The following is a 24290-nucleotide window of genomic DNA, read 5'->3' as shown; positions in this document are numbered from 1 at the left end:
ATAATCCCTTCTTTCCTTCTGAAAAATAATTATATTATTTCCGCTAAAAGTTGCGTTTATAGGTTGAATTCAAGTTTAATTATCATCATGAAATATTTAAATATCAAATTAGCATTTCCATACAATTGGTATCAATATCGTAGAGTAAAATTATACGATAACAATAGAAAACTAATTACTCGCATAATCAATTTGGAAGAAAAAGTTATAACAATAAATGATGATGTTAAAGAAGTAACTATAAAACTAGATTTTTTTAAATCAAAAATTAAGCTTCCAACTACTAGTGACGAAAATGTCTATCTAATATTATATTTAAATTTTAGAGATAGCTTTTTCACAAAGTATATTGATACCTTAAAAAGAGAGTGCCTGACTGGAAAATTTGTATCTAAAGAAGAATTCAATGATTTTAATTTAGACTTTTATTCTATAGCTAAAGATAAAGCTAGAAAAGTAAATCCTAATATAAAACATTTATTATTGGGTTCACTAATATCTTCAATTTTAATAATTACTGGCTTTAAAGATTTCAGTAATGGATACTATCAACTGGCAATTTTCATAGGTATTTTTAGCCTTGTATCAATGATAATTATTTATTTACAAAAACAATTAATGTATTACGATTATAAAAGCCGCATGATTTCCACGGGATTAGCTTTCATTTTAGCTACTGCTTTATTAAATAATCATATTGCTTTCTATTTTAGTTGCATATTGATAGTACTTAGCTTATTTTTTGTTTATTTAGTTTTTAACTATTCAAATATCAATAAAAAGGAAGAAACTTTAACTAATGAGTAACGATTTGTATATAACTTATATTCAGATCCATTTTTTAATATCAGCAATGTCCTAATTAACTTTAGAACACAATTTATCTTTAAACTTTCTAAGACAATTTATTATTTTTTGCATTGCCAAAAAAGAAACAAAACCACGCCCGTACCCTTTGGCGGGAAGGATTACGAAACTTTATCTAAATTTATCGTTTAATCCCTTCCCGAAGCTTCGGGATTTCGGGATTTTCGCTTTAAACCTGCCCGACTAGTCATTCAAGCGAGTTTTACGAAAAATTTTCGCTAAATCGAAGAAAGCGTACTACTAAAAATCACACCAATCATTATAAAAAGCTATCGAAACCCAATTATAATAAATTCTTACAAAATATCTCTAAAAACGTTTAGGACGCTATTTATTTAATATTATAAAATTTTGCGTTAGTGATGCAGCATACAGCACAAACGAAAAACGCTAACCTTTAACATTATACATTTTATCTCTTTGCTCTTTAATTTTTGGATCGCTCATATACTCATCAAAAGTAAGGTAGCTATCTATAACGCCGTTGGGAGTTAATTCTACCACGCGATTACCCACAGTTTGCGAAAATTCGTGATCATGCGTAGTAAATAAAATTGTTCCTTTAAAGTTTTTAAGGGAGTTGTTAAACGCTGTAATCGATTCTAAATCTAAGTGGTTGGTAGGCTCATCTAGCATCAACACGTTGGCACGCATCATCATCATTCTACTCAACATACACCGTACTTTTTCTCCTCCAGAAAGCACTCTTGCAGTTTTTAATGCCTCTTCGCCACTAAACAACATTTTCCCCAAGAAACCTCTAATGTGAACTTCTTCTCTTTCCTCTTCGGTTTTTGCATATTGTCTTAACCAATCTACCAAAGTTAAATCTTCCTCGAAAAAAGGCGCATTGTCTAGTGGCAAATAAGACTGATTGGTGGTGATTCCCCATTGGTATTTACCACCAGCAGCTTCTTGCTTTCCATTAATGATTTCGTAGAAAGCGGTGGTAGCCCTAGAATCTCTTGAGAAAACGATTACTTTCTCCCCTCTGTTAAGATTAAGGTCTACGTTTTTAAATAAGGTTTCTCCTTCTATAGTGGCTTCTAGCTTTTCAATATTTAAAATTTGATCACCGGCTTCTCTTTCTCTTTCAAAAATGATGGCAGGATATCTTCTGCTAGAAGGTTTGATCTCTTCGATATTTAATTTATCAATCATCTTTTTTCGCGAAGTAGCCTGCTTAGATTTGGCGACGTTAGCGCTAAAACGCATAATGAATTCTTGTAATTCTTTCTTTTTCTCCTCTGCTTTTTTGTTTTGCTGAGATCGCTGTCTCGCCGCTAACTGAGAAGATTCATACCAAAACGAATAGTTACCACTAAAGTGATTAATTTTTCCGAAGTCAATATCAGAAATATGTGTACAAACGGCATCTAAAAAGTGACGGTCGTGAGAAACTACAATTACCGTATTGTCATAATTAGCCAAGAAATGTTCTAACCAAGAGATAGTTTCGTAATCCAAGTCGTTGGTTGGCTCATCCATAATCAACACATCTGGATTTCCAAAAAGTGCTTGCGCTAATAACACTCTTACTTTTTGTTTACCATCTATATCTTTCATTTGTGTGTAATGCAAATCTGCACTTATTCCCAAATTAGAAAGTAATGAAGCAGCGTCGCTTTCGGCGTTCCAACCGTTCATTTCTTCAAAAGTGACTTGCAGCTCCCCTATTCTATCTGCATTTTCATCCTTATAATCTTCATAAAGCGCGTCCATTTCTGCTTTTACATTATATAAAGGCTGGTTTCCTTTTAAAACCGTTTCTAAAACCGTGTGATCATCATAAAGATTATGATTTTGCTCTAGAACAGACATACGCTTGCCAGGTTCTAAATGTACGTGCCCAGAGGTAGGTTCTGATTTTCTAGAAAGTATTTTTAAAAAAGTTGATTTTCCTGCACCATTTGCGCCTATAATTCCGTAGCAATTGCCTTGTGTAAAAGTGGTATTTACTTCATCAAAAAGAACCCTCTTTCCAAACTGAACCGATAAATTAGATACTGATAACATAGTTGTCTTAAAATTTTGGCAAAAGTAATTAATTAAAACTACTTGGAGAAAGATTAACTTTTCATCTTCTCCTTTTAACTAGTAATTAACAAGCTAAACCTTTTCAAACTCTATATTTGTTAGTCATAATCACTACACCTTTGTTCATTTTATTGATTTATAATCACATATGAATTCAAAATTATTTTTAGCAATACCTCTCTTTTTTTTGCTGCTATCATGTGAAAATGATACCGAAAAAAAAACTGCTACTTATTTAGGTGGAGAAATCGTAAATAGTAATGACAATTATATTACTCTTTTTAAAGACAATATACTTATTGACTCTATCTTATTAAATAAAGATAAAAAATTCTCTTACTCCTTTGAAGAAAAAAATTTTTCTGCTGGTCTTTATACGTTTAGACATACTCCAGAGAGCCAAGTTTTTTATATAGAAGAAGGAGATAGTTTGCTTTTGCGCGTTAATATGGATGAGTTTGACGAGTCTTTAATGTATACTAAAGATAAGTCTCAAGAAAACAATTTCTTGATGGAAATGTATCTTTTAAATGAAAAAGACAACGACCTTATTCTCTCCTATTATAAAATGAGTCCGAAGGATTTTGCTCAAAAAACAGACTCTATCAAAGACTTTAAGCTAGAACGCTTAACTTCCTTAAAAAATAAATATGAATTTTCAGAAAACTTTACGGAAGTAGCTCAGAAAACCATTGATTATGAATATTATGATTTAAGAGAGCGATATGCTTACTTGATTAATCGGTATTTTAGTGATTTTAGAAATAGAATACCCAAAGACTTCTTTGACTACAGGAAAAAGGTGAATTTTAACGATCAATCCATTCAGTCATATTATACCTATCAACGCTTTTTAGATAACTACCTAAAAAATAAGGCCATAGAAGATTGCATTAAAAGTACACCTAAAGATTCGCTAAATTATTGTTTTCGCGTAAATACCGTGGGTAATCTAAGGCAACGTTTGCAAATTGCCGATAGCCTTTTTGAAATTAAAGGTCTGCGCAATCGATTTTTAAGTAATCTCGCTAAAAAACAAGTCAATTTCTCTGTTAGCGATAATCAAATAGACTCTACAATTCAATTGGTAAATAAATTTGATCTACCGCAAGAGCAAGTGACAGAATTGGAAGCTCTAGGAAGTTTACAAAAACAATATTTTGTAGGAAAAAATGTCTCTAATGCAAAACTTTTGTCGGCAAATGGAGAGAAAATAAAAATTGAGGATATTTCTCGCAAACCTATGATTACCTACACTTGGTCTTTATATCAAGAAAGTCATAAAATACATCATCATCTTATCAATGAGCTTAGAAATAAATATCCAGAAATTACTTTTATCGCAGTTAATATAGATGAAGAAGATACTAAGCTTTGGTTAAAATCTATTGAGAATTTTGGGTACGATAAAAACTTCGAGTATCAAATAAGAGATAGAAAGAACAAGCGCTACCTCTATAAAAGTCTTCTAGATAAAGTTTTGATTCTAGATAAGAAGGGAACTATTGTTCAAAACAAATTGAATCTAGACAGTCCCAATTTTGAAAATAAAATTCTTCAATTTTTAAATCAATAAAAAAGCGCTCGGTTGAGCGCTTTTTTTTGTAAACATTTTTACTTCATCCAAGCATATAGAAATATGAAATACTCGGCAAAAATTAAGAATTTGTTTTCTTATAATCTGCTAAGAATTTTTCTAATCCAATATCGGTTAAAGGATGTTTTAATAAACCTTCAATAGAGCTTAAAGGTCCTGTCATTACATCAGCTCCTAATTTTGCACAATCAATAACATGCATGGTGTGTCTTATAGAAGCTGCTAAGATTTCGGTACCAAAACCATAGTTGTCATATATAAGTCTAATCTCATTGATTAAACTAAGACCGTCGCTAGAAATATCATCCAATCTTCCTATAAAAGGAGAAACATACGTAGCTCCCGCTTTGGCAGCCAATAAAGCCTGTCCAGCAGAAAATACCAACGTGCAATTGGTTTTAATACCTTTATCGCTAAAGTATTTTATCGCCTTAACCCCTTCTTTAATCATAGGTATTTTTACGACAATTTGATCGTGTAGAGCAGCAAGTTCTTCTCCTTCTTTCACCATCCCATCAAAATCTGTTGCAATCACTTCTGCACTTACATCGCCATCTACAATTTCACAAATATCTTTGTAATGTTGTAGAATACTTTCTTTTCCAGAAATTCCTTCTTTGGCCATTAAAGTAGGATTGGTGGTTACTCCATCTAAAACTCCTAAATCTTGAGCTTCTTTAATCTGATTTAAATTTGCGGTATCTATAAAAAATTTCATAATATTAGTTTTTGTTACGTAAAGTTATAATTTATAATGTTTCATCAGCATTTTTTCATACATTTTATCGGGTAAAATGTGCTTTAAAGCGATACTAGCTTTTTGCAACCACTCTCCCACTTTATAATGTATGGTAGGATTTTTTTCTTGCATCACATCATATACTTTTTTAGCCATCACAATAGGATCTTCCCCTCCAGAAACATGCTTATCCATAAGTTTCAACGTATTTCCGTAGTTCTTTTTATAAGGAGAATCTTCTTTTACTGGCGCATGGTATCTTCCTGCGGCGATATTGGTAGCAAAATCTCCTGGAGCAATATTGGTCATTTTTATACCGAATTCTTTTAATTCCATTCTAAAAGCTTCGGTAGTAAGTTCTAAAGCTCCTTTGGTAGCCGAATAAATTCCGCGGTAAGGCAATCCCATATATCCTGCGATGGAAGTGATATTAATCACAAAACCACTTTTTTGAGCACGCATACTCGGTAAAACCGCTTTAATCACTTTAATTACCCCAAAATAATTGGTATCAAAAACTTTTTTAATTTCTTCATCTGGGGTTTCTTCAATAGGCCCAGTAATTCCCATTCCGGCATTATTGATAAGAAAATCAATTTTTCCTTCTTGCTGAAGAATTTCTGCTACTGCGGAAGAAATAGTAGACGTAGAAGTCACATCGAGTGCTAAAAAATGAATTCCGTTCAGCTCCTTTTGTTTAGGATTACGGCTAGTACCATACACTTTATAATTCTTTTGGTGCAAATACTCGCCAATAGATTTTCCTATTCCTGAAGATGCTCCAGTAATTAATACAACTTGTTTTGACATGTAGAATTTAAGATAAAAGACAAATATCGACTTTTGAAGCGAAAGTGAAAAAGAATGCAAGAATTTACTAGAGATAAAACTAAAGTGAAGAAAAATCCCTTGAGTTTTGGGTACAAAAAAAGGCAAGCTACCCACATCACACCGCTACGACCGCGTACCCTTGCTGCGTTCCCGCCCTGGGGGATTCAGCAGGAGCTGGTTGTGTGGGACTTGCCAGTGCAAATATACAAGGAATATCGTTTTTCGCAAGCTTTTTTTGAAAGGAATTAACTAAATTAGCCAATCTATTTTAAGATACTTAGTATGCATTTTTATAAGCCCCTGTTTATCATTTTTTTAGCCTCTATTCTCCACTCTTGCGGCGATAATTTAAAAGAGAAAAAAGAATCTATTTTTATTCAAATAAATCATAAAAGCAAGAAAATACAATCTGGAGATGCTATAAATTTAAATTTGAGCAATCCTAAAAACTTTTCTATTGACTCGGTTCAGTATTTTTATCACCAGCAAAAAATTGGTTCTTCCGCAGCAAGCGAAACTGTTTCGGCGAATTTAGAAAAGCCTTTAGGTAAAAATACAATCGAAGCTAAAATCTTTACGGAAGGAGAAAATTTCAGTATTCAAAAAGAATTGGTTTTACATCATAATAAAGCACCAAAGATTTATACCTATGAAGTTATCAACTCTTATCCTCACGATGCAAATGCTTTTACGCAAGGATTGGAGTTTTATAAAGACACTTTATACGAAGGAACGGGACAAAACGGAAGCTCTACGTTGAGAAAAGTGAACTATGAAACTGGGGAAGTATTGAAAAAGATACAACTAAAAGATGCTTACTTTGGCGAAGGGATTTCTATTATGAACGATAAAATCTACCAACTTACTTGGCGCTCTGGGGAAGGAATAATTTACGACGTCAACAATTTAAAGAAACTCAAAACGTTTAGTTATAGTGAAAGCAAAGAAGGTTGGGGACTGTGCAATGATGGCGAAAAATTATACAAGAGTGACGGTACAGAGAAGATTTGGATCCTCAATCCAGAAACTTTGGCAGAAGAAAGCTATTTTCAGCCTGTGACTCATACCTCTCTCTCTACCAAACTCAATGAATTGGAATGGGTAGAAGGAAAAATTTATGCCAATACGTGGCAAAAAGATGGGATTGCGATTATTGATCCTAAAAGCGGAGCTATTGAAGGTATAATTGATATGCGAGGATTAAGAAACCAGCTGAATAACACGAAAGATATAACGGGGCAAGATAATGTCCTTAATGGAATTGCTTACAACAAAAACACTAAAAAGTTATACGTTACGGGTAAAAACTGGGACAAACTTTTTGAAATAAAAATTAAAGAAAAGTAATTTATGAGATCTATTTACGGCATTTTATTGCTTTGTTCGGTTGTTTTTTGGAGCTCTTGTAGAAAAGATTTTGAAACAACCCCAAGCTCAGGAAAACTTAGTTTTTCTAAGGACACGGTTTACCTAGATACTGTTTTTACCAATATTGGTTCGAGTACTTACAACCTAACGGTTCACAATAAGAGTGATGAAGACATACGTATTCCCAACATTCAATTAGCAAATGGAGAAAACTCTAATTACCGTTTAAATGTAGACGGTTTACCCGGAAAAGATTTCCGAGACATCGATATTCTTGCTAACGATAGTATTTTTATCTTTATTGAAACCACCGCCAATATTGAAGATTTATCGCAAACAGAAAATCAGTTTTTATATACCGATGCGATCGAATTTGATACGGAAAGCAATCAGCAAAAAGTAGAGTTAGTTACACTGATACAAGATGCTCACTTTCTATATCCCGAGAAATTTGCTGATGGCACTACCGAAGCGCTTTCTTTTGGATTTGACGATGAAGGTAACGAAATTCTTATTGAAGGTTTTGTTCTAGATGACACCGAACTGAATTTTACCAACGAAAAACCCTATGTTATTTATGGTTACGCTGCCGTTCCATCCAATAAAACACTAAATATAGATGCTGGAGCACGCGTACATTTTCATAGAGAAAGTGGACTTATAGTTGCCGAAGACGGTTCTTTACATGTTAATGGAACCTTAAGCAACGATCCCGAAATTTTAGAAAACGAAGTTATCTTTGAAGGCGATCGTTTGGAACCTGCATTTAGCGAAGTTGCTGGTCAATGGGGAGCGATTTGGTTAACGCAAGGAAGCACAAACAACAAAATTAATTTTGCTACGATTAAAAATGCTTCTGTAGGAATTAGAATGGATTCTAACGACGGTACCAATCAACCTACTTTAAGCATTAAGAACACCAAAATTTATAACTCTGCCAACGTTGGTTTATTGGCAAGAACTGGGTTTATTGAAGGAGAAAACCTTGTCATTAACAATAGCGGGCAAGCGTCACTTAACCTTTCTTACGGTGGAAGATATACGTTTACCAACTCTACATTCGTTAATTATTTCAGTAATGGATTTAGGCAGTTTCCTGCGGTATTGATTGAAAACCTACTAGAAACGCAAGAGAATATTCTTGTTTCAGATTTAATTGAAGCTAATTTTTACAATTGCATTATCTACGGAAATGAAAACTTAGAACTTTTATTCTCTAAATCTGATGAGGCTGCTTTTAATTATAAATTTGAGAATTGTTTGATCCGTTTTAACGATTTTAATAATTTGTATGCAGAAAACCCAGCCTACGATTTTAGCAATCCTGCTTTATTTGAGAATACAGTAATTAATGAAGATCCAGTATTTAAAGATGTAAGGGAGAATCTATTGCAAATAGGAGAAGAATCTGCCGCTAATAGTTTGGCTAATCCTTCTACAGCAACTTTTGAAGATATTATAGGAACAGTTAGAGGCAATAATCCCGACAGTGGTGCTTACGAAAGTGTTATTTTTGAGGAATAACGTCAATTTAAAATCTGAAATAAATCTGAAAAGTCTAAGCATAAAAAAAGAGACTGTCTAAAAAGTCGAATTCTGTCAACCTGAACTTGATTCAGGTTCTTATACTGGTTTGCAAATCAACATGATGAGATTCTGAAATAAATTCAGAATGACAGTTTTCAAAACTTTTTAGACAGCCTCTTTTGTTGTATAATTTAAACAACTTAGTTGCTCATATATTTTTGCATGATAGGTTGCAATTTCATCATATATTTTTGATTTAAAGTCATACTTGCTTCTACCACATCTGGAGTTTTCGCTAGTATATTTTTTCCTGCTGGAGTTTCGTAGAAATCTAACATTTTTTGTAAATCCTCTTTTCCAACTTTATCAATATAAATATCTACAATATCCGCATACATCCCTTTTAATTCAGCATTTAACTCCTTTTTAAATTCCTCTCTATTTGCTTCAGGAATCATTGGCATTACTTGCATCAGTGCAGCGTCCATCGAAGAACCAGATTGTACATTTACAAAATGTAACATATCGTCTCTAAAATCGTCTTGTGCAACACTGGCAAAGCTTAACATGACCAGACCTGCAGATAAAATTAATTTTTTCATAAGTTATAATTGATTAATGGTTATTAAAATTGAAACAATGGTCTATGCCCCATCATTTCGTGAATTTCATTTTTTGTTTTTTCAATAATGCTTTCGTCTTCAATATTGCTAATCACAGCATCTACAAAGCCTACTATCTTATCCATATCCTCTTCCTTTAAACCTCTAGTAGTAATGGCCGGAGTTCCTACTCTTATTCCAGAAGTAACAAATGGAGATTTATCATCAAAAGGAACCATATTTTTATTCACGGTAATCTCTGCTTTTACCAAAGTTTCTTCCGCTTGTTTTCCAGTAACTCCTTTATTTCTTAAGTCGATTAACATCATATGATTATCGGTTCCTCCAGAAATAACATCATAACCTCTTTTTACAAATGCTTCGGCCATTGCTTTGGCATTCTTTTTCACTTGTACCATATAATGTAGAAACTCATCGGTTAAGGCTTCGCCAAAAGCAATCGCTTTGGCTGCGATAATGTGCTCTAAAGGTCCGCCTTGGTTTCCTGGAAAAACTCCACTATTTAGTAAAGAAGACATTTTCTTTAATTTTCCGCTTTTTAATTTCTGTCCAAATGGATTTTCAAAATCTTTCCCCATCAAGATCATCCCTCCACGAGGTCCTCTAATGGTTTTATGCGTTGTAGTTGTAACAATGTGGCAATGCGGTAAAGGATCAGATACAAGACCTTTTGCTATTAATCCAGCTGGGTGTGCCATATCGGCTAATAAAATAGCTCCTACTTCATCGGCTATTTCTCTAAATTTCTTATAATCAAATTCTCTAGAATATGCGGAGGCACCCGCAATAATCATTTTTGGTTTCTCTTTATGCGCCATTTCTCTCACGTGATCGTAATCGATTAAGCCCGTTTCTTTTATAACTCCGTAGAACACTGGATTGTATAATTTTCCAGAAAAGTTTACTGGAGAGCCGTGGGTTAAATGTCCGCCGTGAGACAAATCAAATCCCAAAATAGTATCTCCTGGCTTTAAGCATACAGAAAAAACTGCGGTATTTGCTTGAGAGCCCGAATGAGGCTGCACATTTACATATTCTGCATTAAAAAGTTCTTTTGCTCTTTCTATAGCAAGTGTTTCCACCTTGTCTACAATTTCACAACCGCCATAATAACGCTTTCCTGGGTAACCTTCAGCATATTTATTGGTAAGCACAGACCCGGCAGCTTCCAAAACCTGATCGCTTACAAAGTTTTCACTTGCAATTAATTCCAAACCGTTGATTTGACGGTTCTTTTCGGCTTCTATTAAATCAAAAATCTGAGTATCTCTTTCCATAAGTACAGTAATCGTTAAAAGTTTCACCAAAAATAAGGAAATCATTCGGTTATTACATGGATAATAATATATTTGAAGATACTTTTTTTTAAAACTATTTGAATTTAAGCTTATGCAAATAACCGCCAACAATACCGATAGAAAAACTTGGTTAAAAATACCCAAAGAAACCGATTTTCCAATTCAAAACATTCCCTTTGGAGTATTCTTAACTAGAGATGACGTCATCACTATTGGAACTAGAATTGGTGACTACGCAATTGATTTGGGTGCTTTACATCAATTGGGATATTTTGAAGGCATACCTTTAACAGATGATATTTTTCTTCAAGATACTTTAAATGATTTTATTGCCGATGGTAGAAAAACCTGGCGAGCAGTGAGAAATAGAATAGCTGAAATTTTTGATGTGAAGCATGAAAAACTTCAGAAAAATGAGGAACACCAAAAAGTAATCCTTTTTACCATGAATGAAGTAGAAATGCAATTACCAGTACAGGTGGGTGATTATACAGATTTTTACTCGAGTGAAGAGCATGCAAGAAATGTGGGAGAAATGTTTAGAGGAGCAGACAATGCTTTAATGCCCAACTGGCTTCATATTCCCGTAGCGTATCACGGCAGAAGTTCTTCTATTATTCCCAGCGGAATTCCTATTAGAAGGCCACAAGGGCAAAAACTTCCAAACGGATCTGATACGCCCATCTTTGGACCTTCTAGAAATCTTGACTTTGAATTGGAAATGGCATTTATTACTACCGCAGCCAATCACTTAGGAGAACCCATTCCCGTTGAAGATGCTGAAGATCATATCTTTGGGTTGGTATTATTTAATGACTGGAGTGCCAGAGACATTCAAAAATGGGAATATGTGCCTTTAGGACCATTTTTAGGCAAAAATTTTGCTTCAACAATTTCTCCGTGGATAGTTACTCTAGACGCTCTAGAGCCTTTTAGAACAGAAGGCCCTAAACCAACCACAGAGCAACTTCCGTACTTACAATCTAAAGGAAAGAAAACGTTTGATATACATTTGCAAGTTGCCATACAGCCAGAAGGAAAGAAAGAAACCATAGTTTCTAATTCTAATTTTAAATATCTCTACTGGAATATGAGTCAGCAATTGGCACATCATACCGTTAATGGATGTTCCGTGAATAGCGGAGACATGATGGGAAGTGGAACTATTTCTGGCTCCACAAAAGATAGTTATGGTTCTATGTTAGAGCTTTCTTGGAATGGTGAGAAGCCTCTTAAACTAAAAGAAGGAGGTGACCGCAAGTTTATACAAGATAAGGATACCGTAATTTTAAGAGGACATTGCCAAGATAAAAACGTAAGAATTGGTTTTGGAGAGTGCAGTACAAAAGTATTGCCTTCCTTTAAAAGCAAATAAACTGAATTTACTTATTTTTAATCGCCCGTTTCTTTAGACTGAAATGGGCTTTTTTTATTATTTTGGTATTTTAGTTATTTCAATAACTCTCTTAACAGCAACTTCAAACTTATGAAAAAGTTATTTTTATGGATTAGCATGTCTTTATTTATCGCTTGCAGCGGAATTAAGAGAACTCAAAAAGCACTCTATTCTGGAGATTATCGCGAAGCGATTGACATTGCTGTTAGTAAACTTCAAAAAGATAAAACCAAGGAGAACAACGAAGAATATATCTTTCTTTTACAAGATGCTTTTAAGAAATTCACCGAAGAAAAAAAGCAAGACATCAACCATTTACAGAAAGAGAATGTCAATGCCGAAGAAATCTATAGAAATTACACGCAGCTAGCGCAAGTACAAAGACAAATTAAGCCTCTACTTCCACTCCATTTTCAAAATGGAAAAGAAGCTAAATTTAAACTGAATAATTATTCAGATGAATTAATTACAGCTAAAAATAAGTATGCTGAAGACTTATATTATTCCGCGCAAAGCGACATAAACATGGGTAGCAAGCTAGATTATAGAAATGCTCATGGCAAATTAAGTAAGGTTTCTCAATTAAAACCTAATTATAAGAATACAAAGCAACTTCTAGACGATGCTCAATTCTACGGAACTGATTTTGTTTTCGTAAGTTTAGAAAACCAGACCAATCAAATGATTCCGAGATTATTGGAAGAAGATCTCTTAAATTTTGATACCTATGGTTTAAATGACCGTTGGACTGTCTTTCACGATCAAAGAGAAGACAAAATCAATTACAACTATGAAATCTATCTCGATTTTAAAACTATTTCTATCATTCCAGAAAGAATTCTTCAAAAAGAAATTCATTTAGAACGCGAAATAAAAGACGGTTATACGTACAAGAAAAATCGAAATGGAGATTATATTTTAAATGATAACGGCGGTAAAATTAAGATAGACCAATACATTACTGCAAGCGGTGACCTTTTAAAAACCGAACAAAGCAAGGGCATTCAAGTAGTCGCTCTTGTAGAATACTTTAATACACAAGAAAACCGTGTGTATCAAAAATTTCCTTTAAAAACTACTTTTGTTTTTGGAAATGAATATGCAAGATTCAATGGCAATAAAAAAGTGCTAAACGCTAAAGAGATACAACTACTTTCCCAAGGTTCTATGCCTTTTCCCAGCAATGAGCAGATGTTAATGGATGCAGGAAATGATATAAAATATAAATTTGTTGATATTTTAAAAAAAAATGCACTTAATTAACTATACTGCAATATTTTCTACATCAATATCGTGATGTGATGCTTGGTGCACTACTTCCTTGTTATTGATGACAATCATTTGTGGCGATTGATGCATCACCTTAAATTTCTCAGCTACCGCATTACTCAAGCCTCTATATGCCAATAAATCCAGAAAATATAATTTAGCTTCTTGGGGATCTAAATCGTAATTTTTCTCAAATTGTTTTAAAACCATCCGGCTTACTCCACAACGCGTAGAATGCTTAAAAATTACTACAGGCTGGTGCTTAGATTCGTCTAAAATTTGATCCAATTGTTCTTCTTTAGTTAGAAGTTGCCACGGAATTTCTTTTATCTCTTTCTTAGCGATATCGTCTTGTTTCTTGAAAATTTTATCTAATAGTCCCATATTTTTTTTTACTAAAATACGATTTATGCTTCAGCTTTAAAGATAATTAAGAGAATTTAAAGAAACAGGTTTGTTTTTAAAATTCTAATTATTCCGTCAATATAAAACTTCATATTCTAATTAAGTTAAGTTTAATTGTATTACTTATTGGATTTAAAGCGCCATTCTGTAGCTTTCGATTCTAGAAATATCTATTTTTAAGTTTTAAATCATCATAAAAATTTAAAAATCAGACTTTTTGTCGGTTTAATTCAGTTTCATTATGACTTTTTGTCTTTTTCGAAATAGGGTACACATTTTGAAATATTCTAATCAAAAACAACAACACATGAACTTTAACAATTTTACTATAAAATCTCAAGAGGCGATTCAACAAGCGCAGCAGTTGGCGCAGGAATTAGGCCATCAGCAAATAGAGAACGAACATCTTTTTAAAGCCATAAGTATGGTAGATGAAAATGTAACACCTTTTTTGCTGAAAAAATTAAGCATTAACGTCAACCTTTTTTCGCAGTTGCTAGATAAGACTTTAGAGAGTTTCCCTAAAGTTACTGGAGGCGATTTGGTACTTTCTCGCGAAGCTGGAAAAACAGTGAATGAAGCCACCAGCATTTCCAAAAAAATGAACGATGAGTATGTCTCTATTGAGCATCTTATTTTAGCGATTTTTAAATCCAATTCTAAAGTAGCTCAGATTCTAAAAGATCAAGGAGCCAGTGAAAAAGGCTTAAAAGCAGCGATTGAAGAATTGCGACAAGGAGACCGTGTGACTTCGCAAAGTGCAGAAGATACTTACAACTCTTTAAATAAATACGCTAAAAACCTAAACGAACTTGCCGAAAGCGGAAAGTTAGATCCCGTTATTGGTAGAGATGAAGAAATACGCCGTATTCTACAAATTTTATCACGTCGTACCAAAAACAATCCGATGTTGGTTGGAGAACCCGGTACAGGTAAAACTGCTATTGCTGAAGGTTTAGCCCACCGAATTATTGCGGGAGATATTCCTGAGAACCTGAAGAATAAAATTATCTTTTCTTTAGATATGGGAGCTCTTATTGCAGGCGCAAAATACAAGGGAGAATTTGAGGAAAGATTAAAAGCAGTAATCAAAGAAGTAACTTCTAGTGATGGAAATATTGTCTTATTTATAGATGAGATTCATACTTTGGTAGGTGCCGGCGGCGGACAAGGAGCTATGGATGCTGCCAATATTTTAAAACCTGCTTTGGCGCGTGGAGAGTTGCGTGCGATAGGAGCTACCACCTTAGACGAATATCAAAAATATTTTGAAAAAGACAAAGCACTAGAACGTCGTTTCCAAATTGTAAATGTAGATGAACCTGATACTGAAAGTGCGATTTCTATTCTTCGCGGAATTAAAGAAAAGTATGAAACGCACCACAAAGTACGTATTAAAGATGAAGCTATTATTGCCGCAGTAGAGCTTTCTCAACGTTACATTACCAATCGTTTTTTACCCGATAAGGCAATCGACTTAATGGATGAAGCAGCTTCTAAACTGCGCATGGAAATCAATTCGAAACCCGAAGAGTTGGATGTTTTAGATCGTAAGATTATGCAATTGGAGATTGAAATTGAAGCCATTAAACGTGAAAAAGATGAAACTAAACTCAAGTCGCTTCAAGCAGATCTAGCCAATCTTAAAGAAGATCGTAGTGAGCTGAATGCACAATGGCAGAATGAAAAAGGTGTGGTAGACAAAGTTCAGCAAGCAAAATCTGATATTGAAAACTTTAAGCTAGAAGCAGAACGTGCAGAACGTGAAGGGGATTATGGAAAAGTAGCAGAAATTCGCTACGGAAAAATAAAAGAAGCTCAAGAACGCTTGGAAAAACTACAAGCGGAAATGGCGAAGCAAAAAGCCAGCGGTTCTAACTCATTAATTAAAGAAGAAGTAACCAATGAAGATATTGCAGAAGTAGTCGCTAAATGGACGGGAATCCCTGTAACCAAAATGTTACAAAGCGAGCGAGAAAAACTTCTGCATCTAGAAGAAGAACTACACAAACGCGTGATAGGACAAGACGAAGCCATCAACGCGGTAAGCGATGCCATTAGACGAAGTAGAGCAGGTTTGCAAGATCAAAAAAGACCCATTGGAAGCTTTTTATTCTTAGGAACAACTGGAGTTGGTAAGACTGAGTTAGCTAAAGCTCTAGCCGAATACCTTTTTGATGATGATGCGGCGATGACGCGAATTGATATGAGTGAATACCAAGAACGACACTCGGTGAGTAGATTGGTTGGTGCACCTCCTGGATATGTGGGCTATGATGAAGGCGGACAGTTAACCGAAGCGGTGCGACGTAAACCTTACTCGGTTGTACTATTAGATGAGATTGAAAAAGCACACCCAGACACCTTTAATATTTTATTACAAGTATTAGATGAAGGTAGACTAACAGACAACAAAGGACGCCTGGCAGACTTTAGAAACACCATTATTATTATGACTTCTAATATGGGAAGCCATGTGATTCAAGAAAAATATGAAGCGGTAAAAGATATTGAGACTGCAATGGAAGGAGCAAAAGTAGAGGTTATGGGTTTGTTAAGACAACAAGTAAAACCAGAGTTTTTAAACCGTATCGATGATATTGTGATGTTTACACCGCTCGATCAAGAGAACATTCAAGAGATTGTTGGTTTGCAATTAAAAGGAGTGAGCAAAATGCTAGCAGAGCAAAATATAACTATAGATGCTACGGAAGAAGCGATTGCTTTGCTTTCTAAAAAAGGATTTGATCCGCAATATGGTGCAAGACCCGTAAAAAGAACCATTCAAAAAGAAGTGCTTAACAAACTTTCTAAAGAAATTCTATCGGGTAAAGTAACTGCAGAAAGCATTATCCTAATTGATGCTTTTGATGAAGAATTGGTATTTAGAAATGAATCCCAAAATTAAGAACTAGAAATAAGGTTGAAGCGAGAGTGGAAAACTCTCGCTTTTTTTTAGTTAAAAATTTTCTATTTTAGCTCGCTTAAAGCAAAATAATGACTAATTACATATTCACGAAGATTCTAGGTTGGAGGCTGGAAGGCGCTTTTGATCCAGCGATAAAGAAATCGGTGGTAATTGTTGTTCCGCATACCAGCTGGCATGATTTTTATCTTGGGATTTTTACAAGAAGTATCATTAAAGTTCCTATTGATTTTATTGGAAAAAAAGAGTTATTTCGTTGGCCTTTTGGCGCTTATTTTAGGTGGATGGGCGGCACCCCAATCGACAGAAGTGAAGGGCAAAATAAAGTAGAGGCCATTGCTCAAATTTTTTCCGAAAAAAAAGAGTTTAGATTATCCTTAGCTCCAGAAGGTACGAGAAAAAAAGTATTGAACTGGAAAACTGGGTTTTATTATATCTCCTTAGCAGCCGAAGTTCCTATTATTCCTGTTAGTTTTGATTATGAGCGAAAAGTGGTTAAAATAGGACAAGCCCTCTACCCTACTGGAGATTATGAAAAAGACAGCAGACTTTTACGACTCTTCTTTAAAGGTGTAAAAGGAAAAGCAGATCTTTAATTTTCCCAAAAAGCATCAGTATACTCTTCACGTGTAGAAATTTGCAAATGAATTTCATCTATCTTTTCTATTTCACTTTTGCTAGCCACTTCTTGTATTCTATTGAACAAAGTTCGCTCTTCAAACCGAATATGATCTGTTAGTTTTTCTTCGAGAATTTGGAGAGATTTAGAAGGCTCTTCCGCATCTTCAAAAAGCTCTTTAATTTCTCTATGCTCTTTTAAAGCTCTTTCTATTAGTGGATCATCATTACCTAACACGGGAAAAACAAATTCTTCTTCCAATTTAAAATGAGGCTGTATTTCTTTCTCAAAAAACCAATCGGCATAAGCTTTCATTCTACTTATAGAAACCTCTTTAGCAAAACCTTTTCTTATTTTCCAAGAAAACAAAAGTCCAAAATGATGTTGCCTACTTAGAGGTTGCAAGGCTTCGTGACGTTTTATGGGTTTTGGTTTTTCCATCGAGTTTTAGGTTTTTAGTAATTTAATATTTACAAAAAACTAAGATAGTCATTATTCATGGCTCAAAAAAAAAGTTGTAACGCCAAAAAATAGAAAAATCAGTTTTAAAAAGAATAACTTACTTTTTCTCATTCATTTTTTTCGCCAACTCCTTTAATTTAGCTTTTCTAGCTTCCTTCTCGTCACGCATTTTATTCTTCTTACGATTCATAAGCTTGGTATGCTTCGCCTTATTTTTGGTATTTTTTTCGGAGCCAGATTTTGCCATATTTAATTTAGATTTAAACCCTATACCAACTAAAAAATAAATTTACTAAGTATATTGTACCGCTATGAGTAGCAAAAGTAATCCTTAAAATTAATAAATTTATTTAAAATTGCACCCCGATGAAAAAAATTTTATTCTTCGCTTTTATTTTATTTTCTGCCAATACCATAACGGCTCAAGACGATAGTATTGTTAATTCTTTAGATAAAAAAAACGAAATAAAATTAAATGCAGTGATGCTTTTGGTAGGCGCATTTGAGATGAGCTATGAGAGAAATTTAAATGACGATTCTTCCGCAGGAATTTCCGCATTTGTTCCTTTTGATGACGAGGTTTTTGAAGATTATAATTATTCCATCTCTCCTTATTATAGAATATATTTTAGCAGAAAATATGCTGCTGGTTTTTTTGTAGAAGGTTTTACCATGCTGAATTCTATCGATCATCAAAAAATTTGGATTTACGATAACAATGGAAATTTGCTAGAGAAAAAAACAGATACCTATGTAGATTTAGCTCTAGGGTTTGGAATTGGTGGAAAATGGGTGACCAAAAGAGGTATTGTCTTTGAACTCGTAGGCGGTATAGGAAGAAACCTTCTTCATGCAGATGAATTTGGTACCACCATTGTAGGTAAGTTTGGTTTTAACTTAGGCTATAGATTTTAAAAAGCATCTTCTTATTTAATTCAATTCATTTTAGATTTGGATATTTACTTTGTAAATTGAAACTTCTATAATTTTATTTCATGAGAATTTTACATACTGCCGACTGGCATATTGGTAAGCGCTTACACAAACATTACTTATATCAAGATTTTGATTTATTTATTGGTTGGCTTTGTGACCTCGTTCATCAAGAACAAATCGATGCCATTCTAGTTTCTGGAGATGTATTTGACCTTGCAAATCCTTCCGCGGAAGCGAGAAAACAATACTTCCAAGCTTTAATCGCTTTAAAAAGTTTACACTGTCACTTGATAATTACTGGCGGAAATCACGATTCTCCAAGTATGTTGGACGCTCCTAAAGATTTACTTCTTGCTCTAGAGATGAATATGATTGGCGGTTTGCCCGAATTGATTAAAGATTGTATTATTCCTTTACCCAACAAAGAAAATCCCGAAGTAGTCATCGCCGCTCTCCCCTATTTGCGGGATTCTGATGTACGATTGGCAAGCGAAGGAAATACTTACGAAGACCGATTGGCAGCAATAAGAAAAGGAATACAAGCTAAATTTGATGAAGCCGCAGCCTATTGTGAAAAAACGTATCCCAACATTCCCGCCATAGCCATGGGACATTTGTACGCTGCCGGTGTGAGTACTTCAGAAAGTGAACGCGACATTCAAATTGGGAACCAAGCTGCCTTTAAAGCAGAGCAATTCAATACTTATTTCTCCTATATTGCCTTGGGACATATTCATCAACCGCAGCGAGTAAGCGCTCAAATTCCTACATTTTACAGCGGTTCTCCGCTAATGCTTTCTTTTAGCGAACGCCAAGATGAAAAACGAGTGCTGCTTATCGATACTCAAAACGGTTTTGAACCTGAAAGTATTGCGATTCCGCAATTTAGAAAACTATTAAAAGTGAGCGGAAGCTTGGAACAACTTCAGCAGAAATTGTCAATTTTAGAACACGAAGGGCAATTAAACACTTTAATTGAAGTGGAAATGTTGGAAGAGCAGTACAGCAGTCAAAAGCTGGCAAATTTAGACGAGTTGGTCAGCAATTTTGATAAAGACCATCTAGAAATTATCAAATACCGTACGCAGTTTAAAGAGCAGCAAAAGCAAAGTAGCGCTGTATTTGGAGCCGAGCAAAACTTGGAAGATTTAAAACCCAAAGAAGTCTTTGAGTCTTTATTAGAAAATGAACCTTTTTTGCCCGAAGAACGCCAAGAGTTACTCCATACGTTTGATGAATTAAAAGAAATGTTAACCACCTCCGACTAAGCTTTGCCTTTCTATGAAAATTTTAAAACTTCAGTTTAAAAATATCAATTCTTTAAAAGGAGAGCACGAAGTAGATTTTACCCAACCTCCTTTTGTACAAAACAATTTATTTGCCATTACCGGTCCCACAGGAAGCGGTAAAACTACGCTTTTGGATGTTATTTCGTTGGCGCTTTTTGATATGGTTCCAAGGTTGGGAAGTGTAAAAAACAGTGATATAATTAAAAAAGGAGCTATACTTACTCGCAATCAAAGTGAGGCTTACGCCGAAGTAACCTATTCTTGCACTTTGGGAGAGTTTCGTTCTCGCTGGGAAATTTCTACCGCTAGAACAGGAAATTTACGTGATTATGAAATGCTTATTTCTGAAATCGCTACAGACAGTTCTTTAGATTTAAAAAAATCTGAAGTTCCTGCTAAGAATGAAGAGCTTATCGGACTTAATTATGAGCAGTTTATAAAATCTGTGGTCTTGGCGCAAGGTGATTTTGCTAAGTTTTTGCAAGTTCCTAAAAAAGAACGTGGTGCTTTGCTAGAAAAAATTACAGGAACAGGAATTTATAGGGAATTAGGTAGACTGGCTTTTTTGAAATATAATGAGTTAGAAAAAGACGTAAGTGAGCAAAAAATAAAAATAAAAACACACGAAGAACAATTAATTCCAGAAGAAGAATACAAGCAAAAATACAGTCTGGCGGAAAGTCAAAAAGCAAAAAAACAAGAATTAGTAAAGAAATTAGACTTACTTCAACTTCAAATAAAAGACAAAGAAAATTTAACGAAGCTTCTAGATGCCAAACAAGAATTGCTTGAGCAGCAAGAAAAAAATAAGGTGCAGTGGCAAGATTTTCAGGAAGAAAAAGGATTAGCTCTACAAAAGCATCTAGAACTGCAAAGCTTTACGGAAGAAATTCATCAATGGAAAAATGACACGAAGCAACTCATTCATTTTGAAGATAAAAAGGAAGAAATAGAAGAGAAACTTAGAAAACTCAACATAGAGATTCAAGAAAATAAAACTCAGTTTTTAACTGTTTTTGGTTTAGAAATTACTGAAAATAATTTTCAAGAAAGCTTAACTAATTATAAGCAAAAGCTGCGGACTTTATATCAAAAAAGAGGCTCCATATTAAGTGAATACAAAGGCTTAGGAAAGAATATAGGTTTGGAATTAAAAGAGTTTCAAATAGAACTGAATATCCAAAACCCCTTTGAAACTCTTCAACAGGTTGAAAGCTTTATTCAGCAAAATAAAAAAGAATTAGAAAGTCTTAAAACTCGTTATTCATTCACAGAGAGTACTTCGGTTGAATTGGAGCAGGAAAAAATTCAGCTTCAGCTAAAAAAGATTAGAACTGCTGAAAAGTCTTTATTAGAAATTCAGGAAGTAACAAAAGAGCTGGATAAATTATCAAAAGAAATTGCTCTCAATACAGATGCGATAAAAGATTTTCCTTCTCAAATTGAAGATTTAGAACAGCAAGAGAAATTATTATCTGCCCAATTAGAAGCTAAAGAAAACGCCCAAAAAGTATCTGATTTGCAGAAGAAATTGGAAGATTACCGACAAGATTTAGCAGCAGACATGCCTTGTCCGCTTTGTGGTAGCAAAGAACACCCCTTTGCCACTCACCTACCTGCAACCGAAAATGACTTGGAACTCACAATTAAAAAACTACGAACTCATTTAAAAAAGTGTCAACAACAGCTCACAAAAATTAGCGTACAGTTAGCTGAGGCTACAAAAAAGAACAAACAATTAGAATCATCAATTTCTCAACAAAAAAAACAACTGAAGACGAAGCGTGAAAACTATCAAACTACCTATAGTGAACAATTAAATCTATGGAAAGAGCGCTCTTTTGAAGATTTGGAAGATGAATTGAATACGAAATACAAAGCGCTACAAGCGTTTGGAAAATTGCATCAGCAAGAAATTCAGTTAGAAAAAAATCGCAAAGCACTTTTAGATTTATCTGAATTACTCACGCAAGGAACGACGGTAAAAGACGAGATTAAAGCACATTATCATGGAAAAGATTTTGAGACAGAAATTAGTAATTTAGAACAATCTTACTTAAAAGCGCATCAAAGTATAGCTCAGCTACAAGAAAATAAACAAGAGAATCTAAATGCTCTAAATAAATTAGAAGCTCAGCACGAAAGTCGCTCTACACATTTGCTAGGTCACTTAACTCAATTAAAATATTCGAGTATTGCTGAAGCTATCAAAAATCTATTGTCACACTCGCTAGTTAGCCAGTATCAAGAAGAAAAGCAACGGCTAAAAAATCTAGAAATCAGTTTAGAGACCCGATTAAAAGAATCTCATAAACAAGAGGAAATTCTAAATGAAAAAGTAGTTGAACGCCCTTTAAAAGAATTAAAAACTAAGCTTGAAACGCTCCAAAATCAGCTACAAAAACTGGAAGAAGAACTTCTTGAACTGCAACGCATTCTTAAGAATCAAGACGAATATCAAAGTAGAATTGCCCAACTAAAAGAGAAAATTAGTGAGCAATTAAAAAGAAACAAACGCTGGGAAATTTTAAGGAATCTAATTGGCGATTCTACCGGAAATAAATTTAATGATTACGCGCAAGATTTAACGTTATCGCAACTGCTTATGCTAGCCAACAAGCGTTTGGCACTGCTCACCGACCGCTATAAAATGGACAAACCCTTAGCAGATGAAGATGATAGTTTGGTGGCCATCGATGAACATATGGGCGGACAAAGACGATCTGTAAAAACTTTGTCTGGTGGAGAGACTTTTTTATTGAGTCTAGCCTTGGCCTTAGCGCTTTCTGATTTTGCTTCGCGCAATGTAGAAATTAACAGTTTATTTATAGATGAAGGTTTTGGTACGCTAGACCCCGAAACTTTAGACCAAACCTTAGATACCTTGGAGGTTTTACAAGCAAAATCTTCTAAAATGATTGGCGTAATTAGTCACGTTGCTAGTTTAAAAGAACGCATCGCGACGCAAATTCAACTGAGCCAGAATGGGCAAGGATATAGTAGTTTGAAGGTGGTTTAGAAGGTAGAGGTTTGAGGTTTGAGGTTAGAGGCTAGAGGCTAGAGGCTAGACTTAGGATTCAAAACTTAGGACTTAGGACTCAGGACTTAGGACTTAGGACTTAGGACTTAGGACTTAGGATTTGAAAATTAGGACTCAAAACTCAGGACTCACGACGTAGGTTTTATGATTCAAAACTGATAACAAAGGACGTAGGACGTAAGACTCAATACTCACGACTCAATACTCAAGACGTAGGATTTATGATTCAAAACTTAGGACTTAGGACTTAGGATTTGAAAATTAGGACTCAAAACTCAGGACTCAATAATCAATATTATTTTCTCTCGAAAATCACTCAGCCGCCGTGTATCATTTTCACATTAGCGAATCAACACATCACCACATCAACCACATCAACCACATTAATGCACTGGAAAATCAAAATACGTATGGCGGAAAGGTTCGTTGTATAACGTGTAATGCCACCATTCTTTAGGATAAGCAATAAAGCCGAATTTTCGCATACCTTGTTTCAATAATAAGCGGTTTTGTTTTTGCTTTTTAGTAATTTTTTGGGTGTTGTGATGAGAAATTTCTCCGAAGAAATCATACGGACTTCCCATATCCACTTCTACACCTGTTTTTAAATCGATTAAAGTGAGGTCTAGGGTGCTTCCACGCGAATGTCCCGATTGGGTAGAGATATAACCTAGCTTAAATAAATTCTTTTTTGGAATATTGGGATAAAATTCTTTTTTACTTAAAGTATCGGCTTCATCGCGCGCCCAAGTTCTAAAATGATTCACCGCCGTTTGCGGTCGGTAGGCATCAAAAAACTTAAACGTGTAACCTTTACCTAAAAAGTAATAATAAGCTTTCATTAGTTGAATTAATGCCGACTTACTTAAAATAGCTTCGGGCTTTTCATAGCCATTAATTGGTTTTCCGGTAAAATTATGATTTCCCGCATAGCGAATTTCTAAAACCACCAGCGGTAAGGAATTGGTAATGTAACCGAACTCTGGCGGAATCTCATCAGTTTGAGCCAAGGCTCCTAATCCGAGTAAAATTCCGCCTAAGAATCCGAATGTTTTTTTCAT

20 protein-coding genes and 1 other RNA gene are annotated in these 24290 nt (G+C 34.5%); 11 read left to right on the top strand and 10 right to left on the bottom strand.

Annotated features, from left to right (window positions below):
* Window positions 1–807 (top strand): hypothetical protein (locus tag RLT85_RS11265; protein WP_311402141.1); only part of this gene is annotated, 807 nt, incomplete at its 5' end.
* Window positions 808–1257: 450 nt separating this feature from the next.
* Here RLT85_RS11265 and RLT85_RS11260 read toward each other — a convergent pair.
* On the bottom strand, window positions 1258–2883 hold the full coding sequence (locus tag RLT85_RS11260; protein ID WP_311402140.1) for an ABC-F family ATP-binding cassette domain-containing protein: 1626 nt from the start codon (window positions 2881–2883) through the stop codon (window positions 1258–1260).
* A gap of 169 nt (window positions 2884–3052) precedes the next feature.
* On the opposite strand from RLT85_RS11260, the gene RLT85_RS11255 reads away from it, so the two are divergent.
* Window positions 3053–4480 (top strand): TlpA family protein disulfide reductase, encoded by a 1428-nt coding sequence (locus RLT85_RS11255; RefSeq protein ID WP_311402139.1) that lies wholly within the window; start codon window positions 3053–3055, stop codon window positions 4478–4480.
* A gap of 82 nt (window positions 4481–4562) precedes the next feature.
* Here the strand turns inward: RLT85_RS11255 and fsa are convergent, their stop codons facing one another.
* From fsa to ffs, 3 genes are all read right to left on the bottom strand, one after another.
* Window positions 4563–5219 carry a fructose-6-phosphate aldolase gene (gene fsa / locus RLT85_RS11250; protein WP_311402138.1) on the bottom strand — a complete coding sequence of 219 codons (657 nt, stop codon included), beginning with the start codon at window positions 5217–5219 and terminating at the stop codon, window positions 4563–4565.
* A 24-nt stretch (window positions 5220–5243) separates the two neighbouring features.
* Window positions 5244–6050, bottom strand: coding sequence for an SDR family oxidoreductase (locus RLT85_RS11245; protein ID WP_311402137.1), 807 nt, complete (start codon window positions 6048–6050; stop codon window positions 5244–5246).
* A gap of 117 nt (window positions 6051–6167) precedes the next feature.
* Window positions 6168–6266: signal recognition particle sRNA small type (gene ffs / locus RLT85_RS11240), an RNA gene on the bottom strand.
* A gap of 87 nt (window positions 6267–6353) precedes the next feature.
* Here ffs and RLT85_RS11235 point away from each other — a divergent pair.
* Both RLT85_RS11235 and RLT85_RS11230 read left to right on the top strand, forming a co-directional pair.
* Window positions 6354–7418, top strand: coding sequence for a glutaminyl-peptide cyclotransferase (locus tag RLT85_RS11235; protein ID WP_311402136.1), 1065 nt, complete (start codon window positions 6354–6356; stop codon window positions 7416–7418).
* Between the two features lie 3 nt (window positions 7419–7421).
* The gene (locus RLT85_RS11230; RefSeq protein WP_311402135.1) at window positions 7422–8963 is read left to right on the top strand and encodes a hypothetical protein; all 1542 of its coding nucleotides are present in this window, start codon (window positions 7422–7424) and stop codon (window positions 8961–8963) included.
* A gap of 203 nt (window positions 8964–9166) precedes the next feature.
* Here RLT85_RS11230 and RLT85_RS11225 read toward each other — a convergent pair whose 3' ends face one another.
* Together RLT85_RS11225 and glyA are read right to left on the bottom strand one after the other, a co-directional pair.
* On the bottom strand, window positions 9167–9568 hold the full coding sequence (locus RLT85_RS11225; protein WP_311402134.1) for a DUF2059 domain-containing protein: 402 nt from the start codon (window positions 9566–9568) through the stop codon (window positions 9167–9169).
* A 23-nt stretch (window positions 9569–9591) separates the two neighbouring features.
* Window positions 9592–10866 (bottom strand): serine hydroxymethyltransferase, encoded by a 1275-nt coding sequence (gene glyA, locus RLT85_RS11220; protein WP_311402150.1) that lies wholly within the window; start codon window positions 10864–10866, stop codon window positions 9592–9594.
* Window positions 10867–10978: 112 nt separating this feature from the next.
* Here glyA and fahA point away from each other — a divergent pair, with 112 nt between their 5' ends.
* Together fahA and RLT85_RS11210 are read left to right on the top strand one after the other, a co-directional pair.
* Window positions 10979–12262 carry a fumarylacetoacetase gene (gene fahA, locus RLT85_RS11215; protein ID WP_311402133.1) on the top strand — a complete coding sequence of 428 codons (1284 nt, stop codon included), beginning with the start codon at window positions 10979–10981 and terminating at the stop codon, window positions 12260–12262.
* Between the two features lie 111 nt (window positions 12263–12373).
* Window positions 12374–13546, top strand: a complete 1173-nt coding sequence (locus tag RLT85_RS11210) for a hypothetical protein (protein ID WP_311402132.1) — start codon at window positions 12374–12376, stop codon at window positions 13544–13546.
* Here RLT85_RS11210 and ytxJ read toward each other — a convergent pair whose 3' ends face one another.
* Window positions 13547–13936, bottom strand: a complete 390-nt coding sequence (ytxJ, locus tag RLT85_RS11205) for a bacillithiol system redox-active protein YtxJ (RefSeq protein WP_311402131.1) — start codon at window positions 13934–13936, stop codon at window positions 13547–13549.
* Between the two features lie 328 nt (window positions 13937–14264).
* Between ytxJ and clpB the strand changes: the two genes are divergently transcribed.
* On the top strand, window positions 14265–16865 hold the full coding sequence (gene clpB / locus RLT85_RS11200) for an ATP-dependent chaperone ClpB (protein ID WP_311402129.1): 2601 nt from the start codon (window positions 14265–14267) through the stop codon (window positions 16863–16865).
* Between the two features lie 89 nt (window positions 16866–16954).
* On the top strand, window positions 16955–17479 hold the full coding sequence (locus tag RLT85_RS11195) for a 1-acyl-sn-glycerol-3-phosphate acyltransferase (protein ID WP_311402128.1): 525 nt from the start codon (window positions 16955–16957) through the stop codon (window positions 17477–17479).
* Here RLT85_RS11195 and RLT85_RS11190 read toward each other — a convergent pair.
* Window positions 17476–17943: a hemerythrin domain-containing protein gene (locus RLT85_RS11190; RefSeq protein WP_311402127.1), complete on the bottom strand. Its 468-nt coding sequence runs from the start codon at window positions 17941–17943 to the stop codon at window positions 17476–17478. The two genes, RLT85_RS11195 and RLT85_RS11190, sit on opposite strands and share 4 nt — an antisense overlap.
* Before the next feature lie 118 nt (window positions 17944–18061).
* Window positions 18062–18211 (bottom strand): hypothetical protein, encoded by a 150-nt coding sequence (locus tag RLT85_RS11185; RefSeq protein WP_311402126.1) that lies wholly within the window; start codon window positions 18209–18211, stop codon window positions 18062–18064.
* Window positions 18212–18330: 119 nt separating this feature from the next.
* On the opposite strand from RLT85_RS11185, the gene RLT85_RS11180 reads away from it, so the two are divergent.
* The 3 genes from RLT85_RS11180 to RLT85_RS11170 all read left to right on the top strand — a co-directional run bounded on the left by RLT85_RS11180 (window position 18331) and on the right by RLT85_RS11170 (window position 23208).
* The gene (locus RLT85_RS11180; RefSeq protein WP_311402125.1) at window positions 18331–18879 is read left to right on the top strand and encodes a DUF3575 domain-containing protein; all 549 of its coding nucleotides are present in this window, start codon (window positions 18331–18333) and stop codon (window positions 18877–18879) included.
* Window positions 18880–18959: 80 nt separating this feature from the next.
* Window positions 18960–20168 carry an exonuclease SbcCD subunit D C-terminal domain-containing protein gene (locus tag RLT85_RS11175; protein WP_311402124.1) on the top strand — a complete coding sequence of 403 codons (1209 nt, stop codon included), beginning with the start codon at window positions 18960–18962 and terminating at the stop codon, window positions 20166–20168.
* A gap of 13 nt (window positions 20169–20181) precedes the next feature.
* Entirely contained in the window at window positions 20182–23208 is a 3027-nt protein-coding gene (locus tag RLT85_RS11170; protein ID WP_311402123.1) for an SbcC/MukB-like Walker B domain-containing protein, read from the top strand.
* Window positions 23209–23612: 404 nt separating this feature from the next.
* Here RLT85_RS11170 and RLT85_RS11165 read toward each other — a convergent pair whose 3' ends face one another.
* Window positions 23613–24290, bottom strand: coding sequence for a M15 family metallopeptidase (locus tag RLT85_RS11165; protein WP_311402122.1), 678 nt, complete (start codon window positions 24288–24290; stop codon window positions 23613–23615).

The sequence above is a fragment of the Mesonia ostreae genome, from assembly GCF_031845265.1.
Taxonomy (GTDB): Bacteria; Bacteroidota; Bacteroidia; order Flavobacteriales; family Flavobacteriaceae; genus Mesonia; species Mesonia ostreae.
This window is presented reverse-complemented; position numbering and strand designations above follow the sequence as displayed.